Annotated in this window: 19 protein-coding genes; 14 read left to right on the forward strand and 5 right to left on the reverse strand. The window is 60.7% G+C overall.

What is annotated here, in order from left to right; translation table 11 throughout:
- Nucleotides 1-104: 104 nt before the first annotated feature.
- From V6Z53_RS09015 to V6Z53_RS09040, 6 genes are all read left to right on the forward strand, one after another.
- Nucleotides 105-1,280: a M20 aminoacylase family protein gene (locus tag V6Z53_RS09015; protein ID WP_338585159.1), complete on the forward strand. Its 1,176-nt coding sequence runs from the start codon at nt 105-107 to the stop codon at nt 1,278-1,280.
- Between the two features lie 81 nt (nt 1,281-1,361).
- Nucleotides 1,362-2,672, forward strand: a complete 1,311-nt coding sequence (locus V6Z53_RS09020; RefSeq protein WP_338585160.1) for a citrate-proton symporter — start codon at nt 1,362-1,364, stop codon at nt 2,670-2,672.
- Between the two features lie 20 nt (nt 2,673-2,692).
- Nucleotides 2,693-4,117 carry an amidase gene (locus tag V6Z53_RS09025; RefSeq protein WP_338586473.1) on the forward strand — a complete coding sequence of 475 codons (1,425 nt, stop codon included), beginning with the start codon at nt 2,693-2,695 and terminating at the stop codon, nt 4,115-4,117.
- Between the two features lie 70 nt (nt 4,118-4,187).
- Nucleotides 4,188-4,958 (forward strand): IclR family transcriptional regulator, encoded by a 771-nt coding sequence (locus V6Z53_RS09030; RefSeq protein ID WP_338585161.1) that lies wholly within the window; start codon nt 4,188-4,190, stop codon nt 4,956-4,958.
- 150 nt (nt 4,959-5,108) lie between these two features.
- On the forward strand, nt 5,109-5,699 hold the full coding sequence (locus tag V6Z53_RS09035) for a YceI family protein (protein ID WP_338585162.1): 591 nt from the start codon (nt 5,109-5,111) through the stop codon (nt 5,697-5,699).
- Nucleotide 5,700: 1 nt separating this feature from the next.
- The gene (locus tag V6Z53_RS09040; protein WP_338585163.1) at nt 5,701-6,858 is read left to right on the forward strand and encodes a phosphatidylserine/phosphatidylglycerophosphate/cardiolipin synthase family protein; all 1,158 of its coding nucleotides are present in this window, start codon (nt 5,701-5,703) and stop codon (nt 6,856-6,858) included.
- Between the two features lie 133 nt (nt 6,859-6,991).
- Here V6Z53_RS09040 and bglX read toward each other — a convergent pair whose 3' ends face one another.
- Nucleotides 6,992-9,283: a beta-glucosidase BglX gene (gene bglX, locus V6Z53_RS09045; protein ID WP_338585164.1), complete on the reverse strand. Its 2,292-nt coding sequence runs from the start codon at nt 9,281-9,283 to the stop codon at nt 6,992-6,994.
- Nucleotides 9,284-9,519: 236 nt separating this feature from the next.
- On the opposite strand from bglX, the gene V6Z53_RS09050 reads away from it, so the two are divergent.
- The 4 genes from V6Z53_RS09050 (at nt 9,520) to V6Z53_RS09065 (ending at nt 12,876) form a co-directional block, all read left to right on the forward strand.
- Nucleotides 9,520-10,125, forward strand: a complete 606-nt coding sequence (locus V6Z53_RS09050; RefSeq protein WP_338585165.1) for a LemA family protein — start codon at nt 9,520-9,522, stop codon at nt 10,123-10,125.
- A 29-nt stretch (nt 10,126-10,154) separates the two neighbouring features.
- Nucleotides 10,155-10,910: a TPM domain-containing protein gene (locus V6Z53_RS09055; protein WP_338585166.1), complete on the forward strand. Its 756-nt coding sequence runs from the start codon at nt 10,155-10,157 to the stop codon at nt 10,908-10,910.
- Between the two features lie 28 nt (nt 10,911-10,938).
- Nucleotides 10,939-11,556: a TPM domain-containing protein gene (locus V6Z53_RS09060; RefSeq protein ID WP_338585167.1), complete on the forward strand. Its 618-nt coding sequence runs from the start codon at nt 10,939-10,941 to the stop codon at nt 11,554-11,556.
- A 105-nt stretch (nt 11,557-11,661) separates the two neighbouring features.
- Entirely contained in the window at nt 11,662-12,876 is a 1,215-nt protein-coding gene (locus V6Z53_RS09065; RefSeq protein ID WP_338585168.1) for an SAM-dependent methyltransferase, read from the forward strand.
- An 80-nt stretch (nt 12,877-12,956) separates the two neighbouring features.
- On the opposite strand, the gene V6Z53_RS09070 is transcribed toward V6Z53_RS09065, so the two are convergent.
- The gene (locus V6Z53_RS09070; protein ID WP_338585169.1) at nt 12,957-13,847 is read right to left on the reverse strand and encodes a DMT family transporter; all 891 of its coding nucleotides are present in this window, start codon (nt 13,845-13,847) and stop codon (nt 12,957-12,959) included.
- A gap of 332 nt (nt 13,848-14,179) precedes the next feature.
- Between V6Z53_RS09070 and V6Z53_RS09075 the strand changes: the two genes are divergently transcribed.
- The 3 genes from V6Z53_RS09075 to V6Z53_RS09085 all read left to right on the forward strand — a co-directional run bounded on the left by V6Z53_RS09075 (nt 14,180) and on the right by V6Z53_RS09085 (nt 15,602).
- The gene (locus V6Z53_RS09075; protein ID WP_338585170.1) at nt 14,180-14,761 is read left to right on the forward strand and encodes a DJ-1/PfpI family protein; all 582 of its coding nucleotides are present in this window, start codon (nt 14,180-14,182) and stop codon (nt 14,759-14,761) included.
- A 14-nt stretch (nt 14,762-14,775) separates the two neighbouring features.
- On the forward strand, nt 14,776-15,081 hold the full coding sequence (locus V6Z53_RS09080) for a ribbon-helix-helix domain-containing protein (protein WP_338585171.1): 306 nt from the start codon (nt 14,776-14,778) through the stop codon (nt 15,079-15,081).
- Between the two features lie 176 nt (nt 15,082-15,257).
- Complete coding sequence (locus V6Z53_RS09085; RefSeq protein WP_338585173.1) at nt 15,258-15,602, forward strand: YegP family protein; 345 nt, start codon at nt 15,258-15,260, stop codon at nt 15,600-15,602.
- 128 nt (nt 15,603-15,730) lie between these two features.
- Here V6Z53_RS09085 and V6Z53_RS09090 read toward each other — a convergent pair whose 3' ends face one another.
- Together V6Z53_RS09090 and V6Z53_RS09095 are read right to left on the reverse strand one after the other, a co-directional pair.
- Nucleotides 15,731-16,618: a dihydrodipicolinate synthase family protein gene (locus V6Z53_RS09090; protein WP_338585174.1), complete on the reverse strand. Its 888-nt coding sequence runs from the start codon at nt 16,616-16,618 to the stop codon at nt 15,731-15,733.
- Between the two features lie 29 nt (nt 16,619-16,647).
- Nucleotides 16,648-17,430 (reverse strand): aldolase, encoded by a 783-nt coding sequence (locus V6Z53_RS09095; RefSeq protein WP_338585175.1) that lies wholly within the window; start codon nt 17,428-17,430, stop codon nt 16,648-16,650.
- A gap of 111 nt (nt 17,431-17,541) precedes the next feature.
- On the opposite strand from V6Z53_RS09095, the gene V6Z53_RS09100 reads away from it, so the two are divergent.
- Nucleotides 17,542-18,084: an XRE family transcriptional regulator gene (locus V6Z53_RS09100; protein WP_338585176.1), complete on the forward strand. Its 543-nt coding sequence runs from the start codon at nt 17,542-17,544 to the stop codon at nt 18,082-18,084.
- Between the two features lie 151 nt (nt 18,085-18,235).
- On the opposite strand, the gene V6Z53_RS09105 is transcribed toward V6Z53_RS09100, so the two are convergent.
- On the reverse strand, nt 18,236-19,255 hold the full coding sequence (locus V6Z53_RS09105; protein ID WP_338585177.1) for a DUF4917 family protein: 1,020 nt from the start codon (nt 19,253-19,255) through the stop codon (nt 18,236-18,238).
- Nucleotides 19,256-19,292: the final 37 nt, after the last annotated feature.

Genomic DNA, 19,292 nt, shown 5'->3' on the forward strand with positions numbered 1-19,292 from the left:
GCGCGACTCGCGGTTATCTGGCGGTGAGCGCGACCTGCCTTTGATGTCGCGAAATCACTGCGAACAACAAGAACGGGAAATCACCCGGCCTGAGGACAATCGTCATGACCCGACATCAGCACATCCTTGCCTGGCTCAACGACGTGGCCAGCGACCTGCACGCCACCCGCCAGGACATCCACGCCCACCCGGAACTCGGCTTCGAGGAAAACCGCACCTCGGCGCTGGTGGCCAAATCCCTGGCGGATTGGGGCTACGAGGTGCACACCGGGATCGGCAAGACCGGCGTGGTCGGCGTCCTGCGCAATGGCAGCAGCCCGCGCAAGCTCGGGATACGGGCGGACATGGATGCACTGCCGATCATCGAAAACACCGGCGCAACCTACACCAGTCAGCACAAGGGTTGCATGCACGCTTGCGGACATGACGGCCACACCACGATGTTACTGGGCGCGGCGCGCTATCTGGCGGCGACCCGGCAGTTCGACGGCACCCTGACCCTGATTTTTCAACCCGCCGAAGAAGGCCAGGGCGGCGCTGAAGCGATGCTCGCCGATGGCCTGCTCGAACGGTTTCCCTGCGATGCGCTGTTCGGCATGCACAACATGCCGGGTTTGCCGGCGGGGCATCTGGGCTTTCGCGAAGGGCCGATGATGGCCTCGCAGGATTTGCTCACGGTGACCATCGAAGGCGTGGGCGGTCACGGCTCGATGCCACATCTGGCGGTCGATCCGCTGGTGGCGGCGGCCAGTGTGGTCATGGCGTTGCAAACCGTGGTCGCGCGCAACATCGATGCGCAGCAGGCGGCGGTGGTCACGGTCGGCGCGTTGCAGGCCGGGGAAGCAGCAAACGTCATTCCGCAGCAGGCGATCCTGCGCCTGAGCTTGCGTGCACTGAACGCCCAAGTGCGCGAGCAAACCCTCGACCGCGTGCGCGCAATCATCGAATCCCAGGCCCAGAGTTTCGGTTGCATCTCACGCATCGAACATCGCCCGGCCTATCCGGTGCTGGTCAACCACGCCGCCGAAACCGAGTTCGCCCGTCAAGTCGGCGTCGAACTGGTTGGCGCTGATGCGGTGGACGGCAACACGCCCAAACTCATGGGCAGCGAAGACTTCGCCTGGATGCTGCAACGCTGCCCCGGCTCGTATCTGTTCATCGGCAATGGCGTGTCGCGGCCGATGGTGCACAACCCCGCGTATGACTTTAACGACGACATCCTGCTGACCGGCGCGGCGTACTGGGGTGCGCTGACCGAGAGCTGGCTCAAGCCTGCCTGATTTCCGCACTTTCTACTGCCGCTGGACCGGGCGCGCGTCGTCGCGCCCGCCGTTACCCAACAGGTTTTTGGAGAGTTCCCCATGCAGACTTCGAGCACAGGCGTTTCGCGTACCCGGCAGGTGGTCGCCGCCGTTATCGGCAACGCGCTGGAATGGTATGACTTCATCGTTTACGGCTTTCTGGCGAGCATCATCGCCCGGCAATTTTTCCCGTCTGAAGACGAGTACGCGTCGCTGCTGATGGCGTTGGCGACCTTCGGCGTCGGCTTCTTCATGCGCCCGGTGGGCGGCATTCTGTTGGGCATGTATTCGGACCGCAAAGGTCGCAAGGCGGCAATGCAGATGATCATCCGCCTGATGACCGTGTCCATCGCACTGATCGCCTTTGCGCCGAATTACGCCGCCATCGGCATGGGCGCGCCGTTGTTGATCGTGGTTGCGCGGATGCTCCAGGGCTTCGCCACGGGCGGTGAATACGCCAGTGCCACGGCGTTTCTGGTGGAGAGCGCACCGGCGCACCGCAAGGGTTTGTATGGCTCGTGGCAACTGGTCGGGCAATGCCTCGCGGTGTTCTCCGGCGCGGCGATGGTTGCCTTGTTTACCCACCTGCTTTCCCCTGAGGCGCTGGAGAGCTGGGGCTGGCGGATTCCGTTTGTGCTGGGCTTGTTGATCGGCCCGGTAGGCTTGTGGATTCGCAAGCACATGGAAGAGCCCGAAGAGTTTTTGCAAGCGCGCAAAAAGGCCAAAGGCGCCAGCCCAAGCCTGATGCAAGTGATCCGCGAGCACCGGCGCAGCATTTTGGTATCAATGGGCCTGGCCTGCGGGGGGACCGTGTCGTTCTACGTGGTGCTGGTGAACATGCCGACTTTCGCCCACAAGAACCTCGGCCTGCCGCTGGATCAAGTGCTGCTGGTGCAAATGCTTGCCGTGGCGCTGATGGCCGTGGTCATTCCGCTGTCCGGCGCCCTGTCGGATCGCGTTGGCCGCCGTCCGGTATTGATGGCCTTCACCCTGGCGTTTTTCCTGATGGTGTACCCGCTATACGTGTGGGCGGCGGCGGCGCCATCGGTGGAGCGTTTGCTGGTGATGCAACTGTTGTTGTGCATCTCGATTGGCGGTTTTTTCGGCCCAGCGCCGACCGCGCTGGCCGAGCAGTTTCCGATTGAAGTGCGCTCCACCGGGGTCTCCGTTGCCTACAACGTTGCGGTCATGATTTTCGGTGGTTTCGCGCCGCTGATCGTCACTTGGCTGAGCAAGGTTTTGGCAACGCCGGTGGCGCCGTCGTTCTACGTGTTGTTCGCTTGCGTGCTGACGCTATTGGGCACTTACTGCATGCAGGAAGCACCACGGGCAAAGCGATCTGTCGAACTTAACCTTGGGGTGAAACCTTGAGCATCAATCCGATTGTTGAAATGGACGCCGATGCGCTGTCCTGGGCCATCCACGCGCGGCAGGTGTCGTGCCGTGAAGTGATGCAGGCGTATCTGGCGCAGATCGAGCGCTTCAATCCGCTGGTCAATGCGCTGGTGTCGCTGCGTCCGAGTGAAGAACTGCTGGCCGAAGCCGACGCCTGTGACCGGCAACTGGAGCAGGGCCAGTCCCGAGGCTGGATGCACGGCATGCCGCAAGCGGTCAAGGATCTGGCGGCCACCGCCGGTTTGCGCACCACCATGGGCTCGCCGTTGTTCGCCGAACAAGTCCCGCAACACGACGCCATCAGCGTGGCGCGGGTGCGTGACTGCGGGGCGATCATCATCGGCAAGACCAACGTTCCGGAGTTCGGCCTCGGCTCGCAGACCTACAACAGCGTATTCGGCACCACCACCAACGCCTACGACTCGACACGGGTTGCCGGCGGCAGCAGCGGCGGGGCGGCGGTGGCGTTGGCGCTGCGCATGCTGCCGGTGGCCGACGGCAGCGACATGATGGGCTCGCTGCGCAATCCGGCGGCGTTCAACAACGTCTTCGGTTTTCGTCCGTCCCTGGGCCGCGTGCCCCACGGGCCGCAACCTGAGGTGTTCGTCCAGCAACTGGCCACGGAGGGGCCGATGGGCCGCACGGTTACCGATGTCGCCCGTTTGCTCGGCACGCAGGCCGGGTACGATCCGCGCGTGCCGTTGTCGCTGACTCAAGACCCGGAGATTTTCCACCAGCCACTGGCGCAGGATTTCAGCGACGTCCGCGTTGGTTGGCTGGGCGACTACAACGGTTATCTGCCGATGGACCCCGGTGTGATGAGCCTGTGCGAATCGGCGTTGCAGGACTTCGCGGCACTGGGCTGCAAGGTTGAAGCCTGCCAGCCGGATTTCTCCATGGAACGCCTGTGGCAAACCTGGCTGGTGCATCGTCACTGGCTGGTGCAAGGCAGCCTCGGCGCGCTATACGCCGATCCGCAAAAACGCGAGCAACTCAAGCCTGAGGCGCAATGGGAAATCGAAGGCGGGTTGCACCTGACGGCAGCGGATGTCTATCAGGCCTCGGTCAGTCGCAGCGAGTGGTATCGAGCCTTGAACGAATTGTTCGAACGTTACGACTTCCTGTTGTTGCCCACCGCGCAAGTGTTTCCTTTTGATGCACAAACCCCGTGGCCACGCATCGTTGGCGGGCAGAGCATGGACACTTATCACCGCTGGATGGAAGTGGTGATCGGGCCGACCCTGGCCGGGTTGCCGAGCATGAATGTGCCGGTGGGTTTCAACCCTGCCGGATTGCCGATGGGCCTGCAAATCATTGGCCCGGCCCAGGCCGACCGCGCGGTGTTGCAACTGGCGTATGCCCATGAGCAGTTGACTCAGTGGGTCAAGCGTCGACCGCCCGGCTGTCTGCAAAACGTTTGAACGCGCCGGACGGGCGCACATCTTGCTGTATAAAACGATCATTCCATCCGGGCAGAGGGAGATCGAATCCATGGACAGCAAAGCAGAATCCGGCAGTGTGCGTTCCGTCGAGCGCGCCCTGGCGATCGTCGAGTTGCTGGGTGAGCATCAGGCGTTGGGGCTGGAGGAGTTGCATTACCTGACGGCCCTGCCCAAAGCCACGGTGTCGCGCATGTTGCTGACCTTGCAGGAGCAGGGCTGGATCTATCGCGGCTTGAGTGACCGGCGTTACCGCTTATGCGCCAAGCGCTTGTTCGGCGACAGCCAGCAGCGCTTCAAGCGGCGTCTGGTGGAAAACGCCGCGCCGCTGTTGCTGGAGTTGAGCGAGCGTACCGGGCTGGTGGCGGACCTGTCGTGCTTCGACGGTGAGCGGATCGAGGTCATGGAAAGTGCCATCCCGACGGTGTTACGCAAACGCTATCCGAACAATTGCCAGATCGTCGGCCAGCACGCCAGCCTGTTTCATTCCGCCATGGGCCGGGCCTGCCTGGGCGCACTGGACAGTTCTGAAGTGGAACGTCTGGCCCAGCGTGAACGGTTGAACGACGACACATTGTTCAGCGCCACTGAAACGGCTTTGCATCAGGGCTTCGGCCAGCGCACCGAAGGTTACTGGGAATACCCGGTGCGCCTGCCGTTCCTGATTCGCGCGGTAGCGTTGCCGATCCGCACAGGCGGCCGACTGGTCGGCAGCATGGCGTTGCACTGGCCGATGGACCAGGCGCCGGTAGAACGGGTGCTGAGCCTGCACCTCAACAGCTTGGCCACGACCATTGGCGATGTGCAGCAGGCAATGGCCTGACAGCAAAAGATCGCAGCCTTCGGCAGCTCCTACACGGTTTTTTGTACTCCTGTAGGAGCTGCCGAAGGCTGCGATCTTTTGATCTTCGGTTTGCAATAGAGCAGCGGGCAGTTAAGGTTCAGCACAGGTTTATCTGCCCTACGAGTCTTTATGTTCAAGCTGTCTGTCTGCAAAACCCTCGCCTTATTGCTGTTGGCCGGCGCTTCGCTGTCGGCCCAGGCCAACTGGTATCTGGACGGCGAGTCCTCGCGGCTGTCGTTCGTCAGCACCAAAAACGCCAATATTTCCGAAGTGCAGCGCTTTCTGGTGTTGCACGGCAAGGTCGATCCCAAGGGGTTGGCGCAGGTTGAAGTCGAGCTGGATTCGATCAACAGCGGCATTCCGCTGCGCGATGAACGCATGCGCAACAACCTGTTCGAAATCGACAAATTTCCCGAAGCACTGATCACCACGCAGATCGACCTGCGCCCCATCAACGACCTCGCTCCCGGCGCACAACTGGAATTGCGCCTGCCGCTGACCGTCGACCTGCATGGCAAGCAACACACCTACAACGCCGAATTGCTGGCGACCCGCCTCGATGATCGGCGTTTTCAGGTGGTGACGCTGGAGCCGCTGGTGATCAACGCCGAAGACTTCGACCTGGCGCCGGGCCTGGACGCGCTGCGCAAGGTCGCCGGTCTGTCGGCCATCAGTCTGTCGGTGCCGGTGGGTGCGGTACTGATTTTCACGGCGCGCTGACATGGCCGGCGCAATTTTCCCGTGGCGTGAAGGCAATCACTTCGAACTGCTGATCGACGGCCCGCAATTCTTCCCGCGCATGCTGGTGGCGATTGCCCGCGCCGAAGAACAGGTCGAGCTGGAGTTGTATCTGGTGGAGGCGGGCGCCTGCGCCGAGGCCATGGTCCAGGCGTTGGTCCAGGCTGCCGAACGCGGCGTGCGGGTGCGTTGCCTGTTCGATGATTACGGCAGTCTCGCGTTCACCCTGACTTTGCGTCAGCGCCTGATGGCGGCCGGGGTCGAGCTGCGCTTTTACAATCGCCTGAACTGGCGGCGCTGGGTCGGCAATTTCTACCGCGATCACCGCAAGTTGCTGCTGGTGGATCAGAGCATGGCGGTGGTCGGCGGCACCGGCGTCACCGATGAGTTCTGGACGCCGGGTGAAGACGTCAGCGAGTGGCACGAAGTGATGGTGGAAATCACCGGCCCGTTGGTGCTCGACTGGCAACTGCTGTTCGACCGCCAATGGATCGCCAACCGCCATCGCCGCGCGTGGAAACCCGCGTCGCATTTCGGCTTGCCGCGTTTGCCTCGCGTGCCGTCCACGGGCGAAGGCATGGGTCGTGTGGCCTATGCCGACGCCCGCCAGCACCGGGATATTCTGCAATCGCTGATTCGCGCACTGAACAGCGGCCAGAAACGCATCTGGCTGGCCACGCCGTATTTTCTGCCAACCTGGAAAGTCCGCCGCTCGCTGCGCCGTGCCGCGGGCCGAGGTGTCGATGTGCGCCTGCTGCTGACCGGGCCCCGCACCGATCACCCGTCCGTGCGCTACGCCGGGCATCGCTACTATCCGCGCCTGCTCAAGGCCGGAGTGAAGATTTTCGAATATCAGCCGTGTTTCCTGCACCTGAAAATGGTGTTGATCGACGATTGGGTGAGCATCGGTTCGTGCAACTTTGATCACTGGAATCTGCGCTTCAACCTGGAAGCCAATCTGGAAGCACTGGACCCGGCATTGACCCGGGCGGTGGCGGCGAGTTTCGAAACGGATTTTGCCCAGAGTCAGCAAGTCAGCCTGGAAGAATGGCAACGCCGGCCGTTGTGGCGGCGGGTCAAGCAAAGGGTGTGGGGATGGGTGGATCGGGTGGTGGTGAATCTGCTGGATAAACGCGGATAGTCGTCACACCCAAAACCACTGTGGGAGCGGGCTTGCTCGCGAAGGGGCTGTGTCAGTCAACGATGATGTCGACTGACAGCCCGCATTCGCGAGCAAGCCCGCTCCCACATTTGTAATGTGTTGCCTGGAAGGGTTACAGCAGTTCAAAACTCTGCTGCGTCACGTCCTGGGAATCCAGGCCGATCTGCACGTTGAACTTGCCCGGCTCGGCGGCGTACTTGAGCTGGGTGTTGTAGAACTTCAGGTCGTCCTCGGTGATGGTGAAATGCACGACTTTCTGTTCGCCGGCCTTGAGCATCACTTTCTGGAAGTTTTTCAGTTCCTTGATCGGACGGATCATCGAACCGGTTTCGTCCTGAATGTACAACTGCACCACGGTTTCACCGTCACGCTTGCCGGTGTTTTTCACCGTGACGCTGGCGTCGAGCTTACCGGTCTTGTTCAGCGTGGATGACGACAGTGCCATGTCGCTCAGGCTGAAGTTGGTGTAACTCAAGCCATAGCCGAACGGGAACAGCGGGCCGGTGGTGTCATCGAAATACTGTGAGGTGTAGTTGCCCGGTTTGCCCGGCGTGAACGGCCGGCCAATGGTCAGGTGGTTGTAGTAAGTCGGAATCTGGCCCACCGAACGCGGGAAGGAAATCGGCAGTTTGCCCGACGGGTTGTAGTCGCCGAACAGCACGTCGGCGATGGCGTTGCCGCCTTCGGTGCCACTGAACCAGGTTTCCAGAATCGCGTCAGCCTGTTCTTTCTCTTCGAGGATCGACAGCGGACGGCCGTTCATCAACACCAGCACCAGCGGTTTGCCGGTGGCTTTCAAGGCGCGGATCAGTTCACGCTGGTTTTCCGGGATGTTCAGGTCGGTACGGCTCGACGATTCGTGGGACATGCCACGGGACTCGCCCACAGCGGCAACCACCACGTCGGCATCCTTGGCGGCTTTCACCGCTTCGTCGATCAGCACGTTCGCCGGGCGCGGATCATCGACCACTTCCGGCGCATCGAAGTTGAGGAAGTTCAGGTAGTCGAGGATTTTCTTGTCGCTGGTGATGTTGGCACCACGGGCATAGATCAGCGTCGATTTATCGCCCAACGCAGTGGTCATGCCGTCGAACAGGGTCACCGATTGCGCCGGACGACCCGCCGCGGCCCAGCTGCCCATCATGTCGATCGGCGCCTTGGCCAGCGGGCCGACCAGGGCAATTTTCGCGGTCTTCTTCAGAGGCAGGGTTTCGTTCTGGTTCTTCAGCAACACCAGGCTGCGGCGCGCCACATCGCGGGCCTCGGTACGGTGCAGGCGGCTGTCGGCGTAAGTGTCGGCCGGATCATCCTCGGCTTTGCCGATGCGCAGGTACGGATCCTTGAACAGGCCCATGTCGTACTTGGCGTCGAGCACCGCACGCACGGCGTTGTCGATGTCGCTCTGCTGGATCTCGCCGGATTTCAACAGCCCCGGCAGTTCTTTGCCGTACAGGGTGTCGTTCATGCTCATGTGGATGCCGGCCTTGATCGCCAGCTTCGCGGCTTCGCGACCGTCAGCGGCGACGCCGTGTTTGATCAGTTCGAAAATCGCCCCGTGGTCGCTGACGGCCAGGCCCTTGAAGCCCCATTCCTTGCGCAACAGGTCGTTCATCAGCCAGGTGTTGGCGGTGGCGGGCACGCCGTTGATCGAGTTCAACGCGACCATCACGCCGCCGGCACCGGCATCGATCGCCGCGCGGTACGGTGGCAGGTAGTCCTGGTACATCTTGACCGGGCTCATGTCGACCACGTTGTAGTCGCGGCCACCCTCGACCGCGCCGTACAGGGCGAAGTGCTTGACGCTGGCCATGATGCTGTCGGCCGCATTCGCGCCCGTGCCCTGGAATGCCTTGACCATCACACCGGCAATGCGCGAAACGAGATAGGTGTCTTCGCCGAAACCTTCGGAGGTACGGCCCCATCGCGGGTCGCGGGAAATATCGACCATCGGCGCGAAGGTGATATCGAGGCTGTCAGACGCGGCTTCCTTGGCGGCGATGCGCCCGGACAGACCGATGGCGTCCATGTCCCAGCTCGACGCCAGGGCCAGCGGGATCGGGAAAATGGTGCGGTGGCCGTGGATCACGTCGTAGGCGAAGAACATCGGGATCTTCAACCGGCTGCGCATGGCCGCGTCCTGCATCGGACGGTTTTCCGGGCGGGTGATCGAGTTGAACGTACCGCCGATGTTGCCGGCCGCGATCTCTTTGCGAATCAGCTCCCGGGGCATTTCCGGGCCGATGCTGATCAGGCGCAACTGGCCGATTTTTTCATCGAGGGTCATTTGCTTCATCAAATTGCTGACGAAGGCTTCCTTGTTCTCCAGGGGTGCGGGCGTCGTGGCGGCCAATACGTTATGACTGGCCAGGCTGACGAACAGGCCCAGCAAACACAGCTTCTTCATGAATAGTTTTCTCAAGGGCCCAAACGGCGAGGTACACGCCGGCCAGCCAAAATTTAGGGAGCGACTATTGTTGTTCGGGTGCCGATTCAAAAAATGCCGGATGCAGTTTTTTGCGCAGGGCATCTTTTAGCCCATTGCCCCGATGCAATCCAGTGGCGCGGCCGATTATGCCCGAAGAGCCGGCCGAGAGGGTTGCCGGTTGTTTTTTCAATGAATGTGAAGGGAGCATCACTGATATGAATGTACGAGAGTCCTACCGGTCGAGGCTGCAAATCGCCACCTTGCTGGTGCTGGCCACGCTGCTGACCGCTTGCGGCATCAACAACATCCCGACCCTCGATGAGCAGGCCAAGGCCGCTTGGGGCCAGGTGCAGAACCAGTATCAGCGCCGCGCCGACCTGATTCCCAACCTGGTGGAAACCGTCAAGGGTTACGCCGCCCATGAGAAAGAGACCCTGACCGCGGTGATCGAGGCGCGGGCCAAGGCCACTTCGATCCAGGTCGACGCCTCGACCCTCGACAACCCGGAAAAACTCAAGCAATACCAACAGGCACAGGATCAGCTCAGCGGCGCCTTGAGCCGGCTGATGGTGGTGTCCGAGCGCTATCCGGACCTGAAGGCCAACCAGAACTTCCTCGCGTTGCAATCGCAGCTCGAGGGCACCGAAAACCGGATCAGCGTGGCGCGGCGCGATTTCATCCTCGCGGTGCAGAATTACAACACCGAGATTCGCACGTTCCCCGGCCGCCTGTGGCACAGCGTGATGTACAGCAACCTGCCGGTGCGCGAGACCTTCGAAGCCACGCCGGGGTCGGAAAAACCGCCCGAGGTTAAATTCTGATCGGTGCGTCACCACGGACGAGGTTCCCCATGCGCGTGTTGAAAGCTGGCCTGGTGTTGTTGCTGTGGGTGTTTGCCCTGGCGGTCCAGGCCGAATTGAAGTTCCCGGAGCTGACCGGGCGGGTGGTGGATAACGCCCAGATGATCGAGCCCTCGGTGCGTGAGCAGCTTGCGCAGCAGTTGCAGGCCCATGAGAAGGTCACGGGTGAACAGCTTGTGATCGTGACGTTGCCGGACTTGCAGGGCGCCGACATCGCCGACTTCGGCTATCAACTGGGCCGCTACTGGGGCATCGGCCAGAAAGACAAGAACAACGGCGCATTGCTCATAGTCGCCCGTGATGAGCGCAAACTACGAATTGAAGTCGGTTATGGTCTGGAAGATCGCCTGACCGACGCCCAGAGTTCGGTGATCATCAATCAGGTCATCACCCCGGCATTCAAGACCGGTAACTTCAGCAAAGGGATCAGCGACGGCGTGGCGGCGATGCTGGTTGTGCTGGGCGGCAATCCGCTGGACGAGCCGTCGACGGTGTATGAATCCGGCGGCGACCCGAGTGATGATTTTCTCTCGCGGCATCCGGGGCTGTTTGTGTTTCTGGTGTTGCTGTTCATCCTGACGGTGTTTGTTTGCCAGATGCTCGGTATCCTTCCCGCCGGCCGTGGCGGCTCCGGTGGTTCCGGAGGCGGTTTCGGTGGCGGTGGTGGTTTTGGCGGCGGTGGAGGCGGGGGCTTCAGCGGCGGTGGGGGCAGTTTCGGTGGCGGTGGTTCGTCCGGCGGCTGGTAACAATAAAAATGAGCAGGCACTTCACGACATGGCATTACTGACTGAACACGAACAACGCAAAGTCGCCGAGGCAATCGCCCGGGTCGAGCGCGACACCGACGCGGAACTGGTGACCGTGCTCGCGGCGCGCGCCGACGACTATGCGTACATTCCGCTGCTGTGGGCCAGCCTGCTGGCGCTGGTGGTGCCGGGGATCGTGCATTACCTGACTGGCTGGCTGACCCTGCACAACCTGTTGCTGGTGCAATGGGTCAGCTTCATCGTTCTGTGCCTGGTCTTCCGGATTCCGAAAGTCACCACTCACTTGATCCCCCGTTCAGTGCGTCACTGGCGCGCCTCGAACCTCGCGCGCCGGCAGTTCCTGGAGCAGAACCTGCACCACACCGTGGGCAGCACCGGCATCTTGATTTTCGTCTCTGAAGCCGAGCGTTATGTGGAAATCCTGGTGGACGAGGGGATTTCCAGCCGCCTCGACAACAAGAACTGGGACGCGATTGTCGCCGCGTTCACCCAGCAGGTGCGGCAGGGGCAGACGCTGCAAGGCTTTGTCAGCTGCGTCGAGGCCTGCGGCGAACTGCTCAAGGTACATGTGCCGGTGACGCACGTGCGCAATGAGTTGCCGAACCGGTTGGTGGTGTTGGGGTAAAGGGCGAATTCAAGCCGTTCGGTAAATAACTGCGTGTCCCGAACGGTCATCCCCCCTAAAATACCCGCCATTCCCCGATCCGCCCCGCCTGAGGCCGTTTTTTTCATGTCTGTCACCGCCACTCCCGCCAGCCTCGCGCCGGATCATCACGCCCAGTTCATCGAACTGCTGCAAACCAGCCTTGAGCAAAACGCCTTCATTAAACTGGTGCTGGCCAAGTACGCAGGCACCGAGACCGACCTGCAGCGGATCATCATCAAACCGGTGACGGTCAAGGCGCAGCCGTGCCTGTCCTTCGTTTACCGCTACAAGACCCGTGACATCACCAAGAATCTGCCGCTCGAAGAAGGCGTGACGCACATTGCCGACCTACTGCCGGCGTCGTTCAAAAATGCGCATTTGCTGTCCCTGACCGACGAAGCCCAGCTCGAATACAGCAAAAAGGGCAAGAGTTCGCTGTTCAAGAGCAAACCTCAGCAATTGCGCGAAGTGCCATCCGCCGAGCACAACCGTGAGAAAAACCGTTTCCTGGACTTGAGCCGGCCGTTCCTCGCCGACCTCGGCGTGACCAACAGCAAGCACGAGCTGATCCCGGCGATGTCGCGCAAGTGGAAGCAGATCAACAAGTTCATCGAAGTCTTCAGCCATGCGCTGACCTCGTCGCCGCTGGCGCTGGACAAACCGGTGCGCGTGGCGGACTTCGGTTCGGGCAAGGGTTACCTGACCTTCGCCATCCACGATTACCTGCGCAATACTCTGAACGCCGAAGGCGAAGTCACCGGCGTCGAGCTGCGTGAGGACATGGTCACTCTGTGCAACACCGCGGCTGCCAAACTTGAGCACCCGGGGTTGGTGTTCAAATGTGGTGATGTGCGCAGCGTGGCGCCGAGCGAATTGGACGTGATGATTGCGCTGCACGCCTGCGACATCGCTACCGACTACGCGATTCACACCGGCATTCGCTCCGGCGCATCGATCATCATGTGCTCGCCGTGCTGCCACAAGCAGATCCGCCTGCAAATCCAGAGCCCGGCACTGCTCAAACCGATGCTGCAATACGGCTTGCACCTGGGTCAGCAAGCCGAAATGGTCACAGACAGCTTGCGTGCGCTGTTCCTCGAAGCCTGTGGTTACGAGACCAAGGTGTTCGAGTTCATCTCACTGGACCACACCAACAAGAACAAGATGATCCTGGCGGTCAAACGCGCCGAGCCGGTTGATCCGGCCCAGCTGTTGGTGAAGATTCAGGAACTGAAGGATTTCTACCACATCAGCGAACATTGCCTGGAAACGCTGTTGCGCGCTGATGGTTACCTCTGATGGTGACCCTGTAGGAGCACAGCTTGCTGGCGATAGCGATCTTGAGGGCGCCATCGCCGGCAAGCCGTGCTCCTACAGGATTATGTCGTGGCTACTCGTGCCGGAACGACCGCCGTCTTGCGCCCCAGCACCACCGTCACAATCACCCCGGCCGCAAACAGCCAGGTAATCGGTTCGACGTGTTCACCGAAGAACAACGCCGAAAACGCGATGGTGAAGAAAATCTGCAGCAACTGGATCTGACTGACCCGGGCAATGCCACCCATGGCCAGCCCGGCGTACCAGGCAAAGAAGCCGATGAACTGCGAAAACAGCGAGACGTAACCGAAGGCCCACCAGGTCTTGGTGGAAATCTCGCCCTGATGTTGCAGTGCCAGATACAGGACCGGGCCGATCAGCAGCGGCGTCGACAGCACCAGCGCCCAGCAGATCACCTGCCAACCGCCCATCTCCTTGGCCAACCGGCCACCTTCGGCATAACCCAACCCACCCACCGCAATCGCCCCGAGCATCAGCAAGTCACCGGCCTGAATGCTGCCGGCACCGCTGATCAGCGCATAACCGAGCACCAATGCACTGCCCAGTGCGGCGCAGGCCCAGAAGGCTTTTGACGGACGTTCATGGGACAACCACGCCGCATACAGCGCCACGCACAGCGGTTGTAGGCCATTGACCAACGCGCCGTGGGATGCCGGCAAGGTTTGCATGGCCCAGGCTGACAACACCGGGAAACCGAGGATCACGCCGGCAATCACCAGGCTCAGGCCTTTGACCTGCTTCCAGGTCGGCCACTTTTCCCGGCGCCACAGCAACAGCAACGCTGCCGGAACCGCCGCGAACAATGCGCGGCCGAGGCCGTTGAGCAGCGGGTGGAGTTCCTGCACGACAATCCGTGTGAAGGGCAGGGTGAGGCTGAAAATCACAACGCCGAGCAGGCCCAGGGCCATGCCGGTGTTTTCGCGGGAGGACATGATGGCAACCAGAATCGTGGAGGGTGGGGTTATCTAGCCATAAACCCGTGAATTTGGCGCTTACAGCTGGCCGCAGAAATATCCGTACAGTTTTGGGTTCATCTTTGTGGCGAGGGAGCTTGCTCCCGTTCGGCTGCGAAGCAGTCGCAAAACCTGTCGGCTCGGTGTTGCTCAAAAAACGCAGGGGCCGCTTCGCTGCCCAGCGGGAGCAAGCTCCCTCGCCACAAAAGCCAAGGCCGATTTATATGTGGCGTAGTAGCCAGTTGTTACCCGACCCGCCGGAATCGGACTACCTTGAATACTCCTACGCATTCTCCAGAGGAGTCCTCCCCATGGCAGCGAAAAAGATTCTGATGCTGGTCGGCGATTTCGTCGAAGACTACGAAGTGATGGTGCCGTTTCAGGCGCTGCTGATGGTCGGCCACACCGTTCACGCGGTTTGCCCAGACAAAACCGCCGGCCAGACCGTGCGTACGGCGATCCATGACTTCGAAGGCGACCAAACCTACAGCGAAAAACCCGGTCACCTGTTTGCCCTGAACTTCGACTTCGCCAAGGTCAAAGCGGCGGATTACGACGCGGTGCTGATCCCGGGCGGTCGTGCGCCGGAGTACCTGCGCCTGAATGAAAAAGTCCTGGAACTGGTACGCGACTTCGACAAGGCCGGCAAGCCGATTGCCGCGGTGTGTCACGGTGCGCAATTGCTCGCAGCGGCAGGGATTCTCGAAGGTCGTGAATGCAGCGCTTACCCGGCCTGCGCTCCGGAAGTGCGTCTGGCCGGCGGTACGTTCATCGACATCCCGGTGACGGACGGCCATGTTCAAGGCAATCTGGCCACGGCACCTGCCTGGCCTGCCCACCCGAACTGGCTCGCCGGTTTTCTTGGACTGCTGGGCACGAAAATCACGCTGTAACGAGGAACCTGTCCATGTGCGAGCTCTACGTCAAGGCCGACCCGATTCTCTACGAATCTCGCTCCCGCTCGCTGCGCATCTGCGGAGTGGTGACCACGCTGCGGCTGGAGAATCAGTTCTGGGACATCCTCAGTGAAATCGCCGAGGACGACGGCATGACCACCAATCAGTTGATCGCCAAGCTGTATGAAGAGGTGATGGACTACCGCGGCGAAGTGGTGAATTTCGCCTTGTTCTTGCGGGTGAGTTGTACGCGGTATTTGAGTCAGCGGCGGGTGAATTCGCCGGAGTTGTCGGTGGTAAAACGTTCAGTCAAATAGGTTTGCGGCGTGCTTACTGGCCCCATCGCCAGCAGGCTGGCTCCCACAGTTGATTGGGTACATCAGTCCAATGTGGGAGCCAGCCTGCTGGCGATAGGGCCGGTTCAGGCGACAGAAACAGCAGGCTGGTCTTTACTCTGAAGCGCGCAATCTCTCAATCGCCAAGGAGAAACAGCATGTCCGGATGGTACGAAGTGAGCAAAAGCAGCAGCGGTCAGTTCAGGTTTGTGCTGAAGGCGGCGAATGCCGAAACCATTCTGACCAGTGAGCTGTACACCACCCGCGCCGCAGCCGACAAAGGCATTGCGTCGGTCCAGACCAACAGCCTACTGGATGAGCGCTACGAGAAGAAAAGCACCAAGGATGGCCATCCTTACTTCAATCTGAAGGCCGGTAACCACGAGATTATCGGCAGCAGCGAATCGTATTCCTCCGATGCCGCGATGGAGAAGGGCATTGCCAGTGTGAAGGCCAACGGGCCGACCAAAGTGATCAAGGACAAGACCTTGCCCGTACTCTGAAAACACCGATGATCTAATGTGGGAGCGGGCTTGCTCGCGAATGCGGAGTGTCAGGCAATAGGGTTGTGACTGGCATACCGCATTCGCGAGCAAGCCCGCTCCCACATTTGTTTATGTGAGTCCTGAGGTCAGCGCAAGGTTTTCAACAGACCTTGTAGCTGACTGACACCTGCCTCACCCAACGGGAACACCGGCAACCGCGGATCACCCACTTCCAGCCCGATTTGGCGCAAACCCGCCTTGATCGTCGCCGGCAAACCGCCCTTCAGAATGAAATCGAGCAACGGCAACTGGCGATAGAACAGTTCGCGCGCCTTGCCCAGATCATTGGCCAGCACTGCTTCATACAAATCCAGGTTGAGCTGCGGGATCAGGTTTGGCGCCGCCGTGCACCAGCCTTTGGCCCCGGCCGCGAAGGCTTCCAGCGCCAGCGGGTTGCAGCCGTTGTAGAACGGCACCCGGCCTTCGCCCAAGCGTTGCAGCTGATGCATGCGCTGGATGTCGCCGGTGCTCTCCTTGACCATGGTCACGTTTTCCACGCCGTTGACGATGCGCAGGATCAGATCCACCGACATGTCGGTGCCGCTGGTGGCCGGGTTGTTGTAGAGCATGATCGGCACGCCGATGCTGTCGCCGATGGCGCGGTAGTGAGCGAGGATTTCCGCTTCGCTGAGTTTCCAGTAGGACGTCGGCAGCACCATCACCACGTCGGCGCCGTGGGCCTCGGCGAAACGTGCGCGGCGCACCGCTTTGGCGGTGGTCAGGTCGGACACGCTGACGATGGTCGGCACGCGTTTGGCCACGTGCTTGATGCTGAACTCGGCAACCTGATCCCACTCCGCGTCGCTCAGGTAAGCGCCTTCGCCGGTGCTGCCCAGTGGTGCGATTGATTGCACGCCGTCGTCGATCAAACGGTCGATGGAGCGCCCGAGCGCGTCAAGATCAACGCTTTCGCCGTTGGCGGTGAACGGGGTGATGGTGTAGCCGATAATGCCGTGAATGTTTGCGGTGGACATGGTGTCTCTCCGTTGAAAAAGGTCTGGATTCAGTTCAGGCAATCGGCGTGTTGGCGCAGGTTCTGCCGAGCGTAGTAATTGAAAGCGGCGGCGTGGCGCTTGGGCCGGGCGATCCAGTCATGGGCTTCACGGCCCAGCTCCGGGATGATCGGCTTGATGGTCCCGGCGCTCATCGCCAGCAGCTGCAACTTGGCGGCGCGTTCGATCAGTTGCGCAATCACACAGGCCTCCTCGATGGTGGTGCCGGTGGACAACTGGCCGTGGTGGGAAAGCAGGATCGCGCGCTTGCCGCCTAGCGCACCGGCAATCAGGTCGCCTTCTTCGTTGCCCACCGGCACGCCCGGCCAGCCTTCGAGAAACGCACAGTCTTCGTAGAGCGGGCAGAGGTCCATGTGCGAGATCTGCAGTGGCACTTCGAGCATCGACAGTGCGGCAACATGGGTCGGGTGGGTGTGAATGATGCAGTTCACATCCGGCCGCGCACGGTAGACCCAACTGTGGAAACGGTTGGCCGGGTTCGGCATGCCGTGGCCTTCGAGCACTTCCAGGTCTTCGTTGACCAGCAACAGATTGCCCGCGGTGATTTCGTCGAAACCCAGGCCCAGTTGTTGAGTGTAGTAAGTGCCGGGTTGCGGGCCACGGGCGGTGATTTGCCCAGCCAGGCCGGAATCATGGCCATTCTCGAACAGAATGCGGCAGGTCAGGGCCAGCTTTTGCCGGTCGGTCCACGTATTATCCGCGAGGGTATTTTGCATCTGGCTGAGCGCTTGCTTGACCAGTTGATCTTTGGGCAGTGCTAATGTCTTCGCCATATCGGAGTCCTCTTTGGCAGGGTCATGCAAATGACACGAAAGATGCTATATGACACCTTGTGTCATGAGCAAGGACAATTCGTCGCCTCCTTGATGGATTAATCGTTTTAAATGTCTATCCGTTTGAAATTATTGAGAAAAAAACTTGGCGTAACCCTTGAGGCACTGGCGGAAAAGTCCGGCATGACCAAGAGTTACCTGTCAAAGGTCGAACGCGGGCTGAACACGCCGTCGATTGCGGCTGCGCTGAAACTGGCCAAGGCGTTGAACGTGAAGGTCGAGGAGCTGTTCTCCGAAGACAAGGTCAGCCTCGACAGCTACAGCCTGGTGCGCAGCCACGAGCGCCAGCCTTTGGGCGCCAGCGACGAAAGTCCGGGTTACGCGGTGCTGGCCCATCAGGTTAGCGAGCGCAGCCTTTTGCCGTTCATCATCTATCCGCCGACCGAATTCACCGACAAGGCCTTCAAGGAGCATTTGGGCGAAGAGTTTTTGTTCGTTCACGAAGGGCAGGTGGAAGTGGATTTCGTCAGCGAACGTGTGCTGCTGAGTCGCGGCGACGCGCTGCACTTCAACTCACAGAAACCGCACCGGATTCGCTCGGTGGGCGAGGTTCAGGCGCAGTTGCTGGTGGTGGTGCATAGCGCTGAAGAATGAGTTGGCCGGGCTTTTGTGGCGAGGGAGCTTGCTCCCGCTCGGCTGCGCAGCAGTCGTAAACCTGCCTGCCGCATTCTCTCTGAAAAAAATGCAGGGGGCCGCTTCGCAGCCCAGCGGGAGCAAGCTCCCTCGCCACAGGTTAGTGTTCGCTTCAGACCTCAACCGGTACCGTCAGCTTCGAGCTACCCAACGCATGCGTCTTCGAATCAAAAAACCGCAGCTCAACCCCGGTCCCCTCAAACGCCTTCGTGTAATGCCGTTTCTGATGCTGGATGAACGCCTTGCTGCGCGGATAAATCGAGATCGCTACCACGGCCGGTTTCGCCAGACGCAAGGCATGGATGATGTGACTGTCCTGCTCACCCAGCGCATGCCCGAAAATGCACAAACCATCACCATGGCCGAGTAACTGCTGGTAGCAGAACGACAAATAATCCGAGCTGCGAATGGTCTTGAGCTTGTCCGCACTCGGGCCTTCGTTGACGAACAGCGGCACGTCGTCGAGGGTCTTGATCGTGTTGTTGATGGCGAAATTACCGAGCAACGTGCCCTCGGTCGACATCAGCTTGCGCGCCGTGCCGTCCTGGTTGCGCACCAGGTGCAGGCCGCCGTGCAGGTACAACAAACGGGTTTTATCGGTGGCCGTGGCGCTCAGGTCGAAAGCGGGTTCGGCCCCTTGGAACAGATCGGTGATCGACTCGGGCTGGTGTTGCAGCGCCCAGTAGTTGAGCAGGTCGTAATTGGTGGTGAACACCGTGCGATAGCTGGCCAACTCCTGATTGATCGTCGCCAGTGTCGAAGGCACGACCAACCGCCAAGGGATGTGCACCGCGTGCACGGTGTTGATCAGCGCTTCCTTGATCGCGTAGTAACGATTGCGCGGCGCGGCGGAACTGACGGCCAGGGCCTTGTTGACCCGGCTGGTGGTTTTCAGCGCGCTTAGCACCTGCTCGAAACTGCGGGTTTGCATCGCCTCGAATACACTCAACTCGGAGGGGCTCAGCGGTTTTTCTTCGACGGTGCGGGCGTTTTCGAACAGCGAGTCGTAGCCGAAATCGTCCCACACCGCGCGGCTGGCGCCGTTGCCCACCAGCAGGCCGCTGAACGCGGTGCTCGTGCGCAGGGCGTTCCAGTCTTCAAGTTGGGCATCGACATCCTGGAAATCGGTCATTGCGTTGTTCGACTCACGGCAAAAAGGGGCTGATGGG

Origin of the sequence: Pseudomonas sp. MAG733B (genome assembly GCF_036884845.1) — a bacterium.
GTDB lineage: Bacteria > Pseudomonadota > Gammaproteobacteria > Pseudomonadales > Pseudomonadaceae > Aquipseudomonas.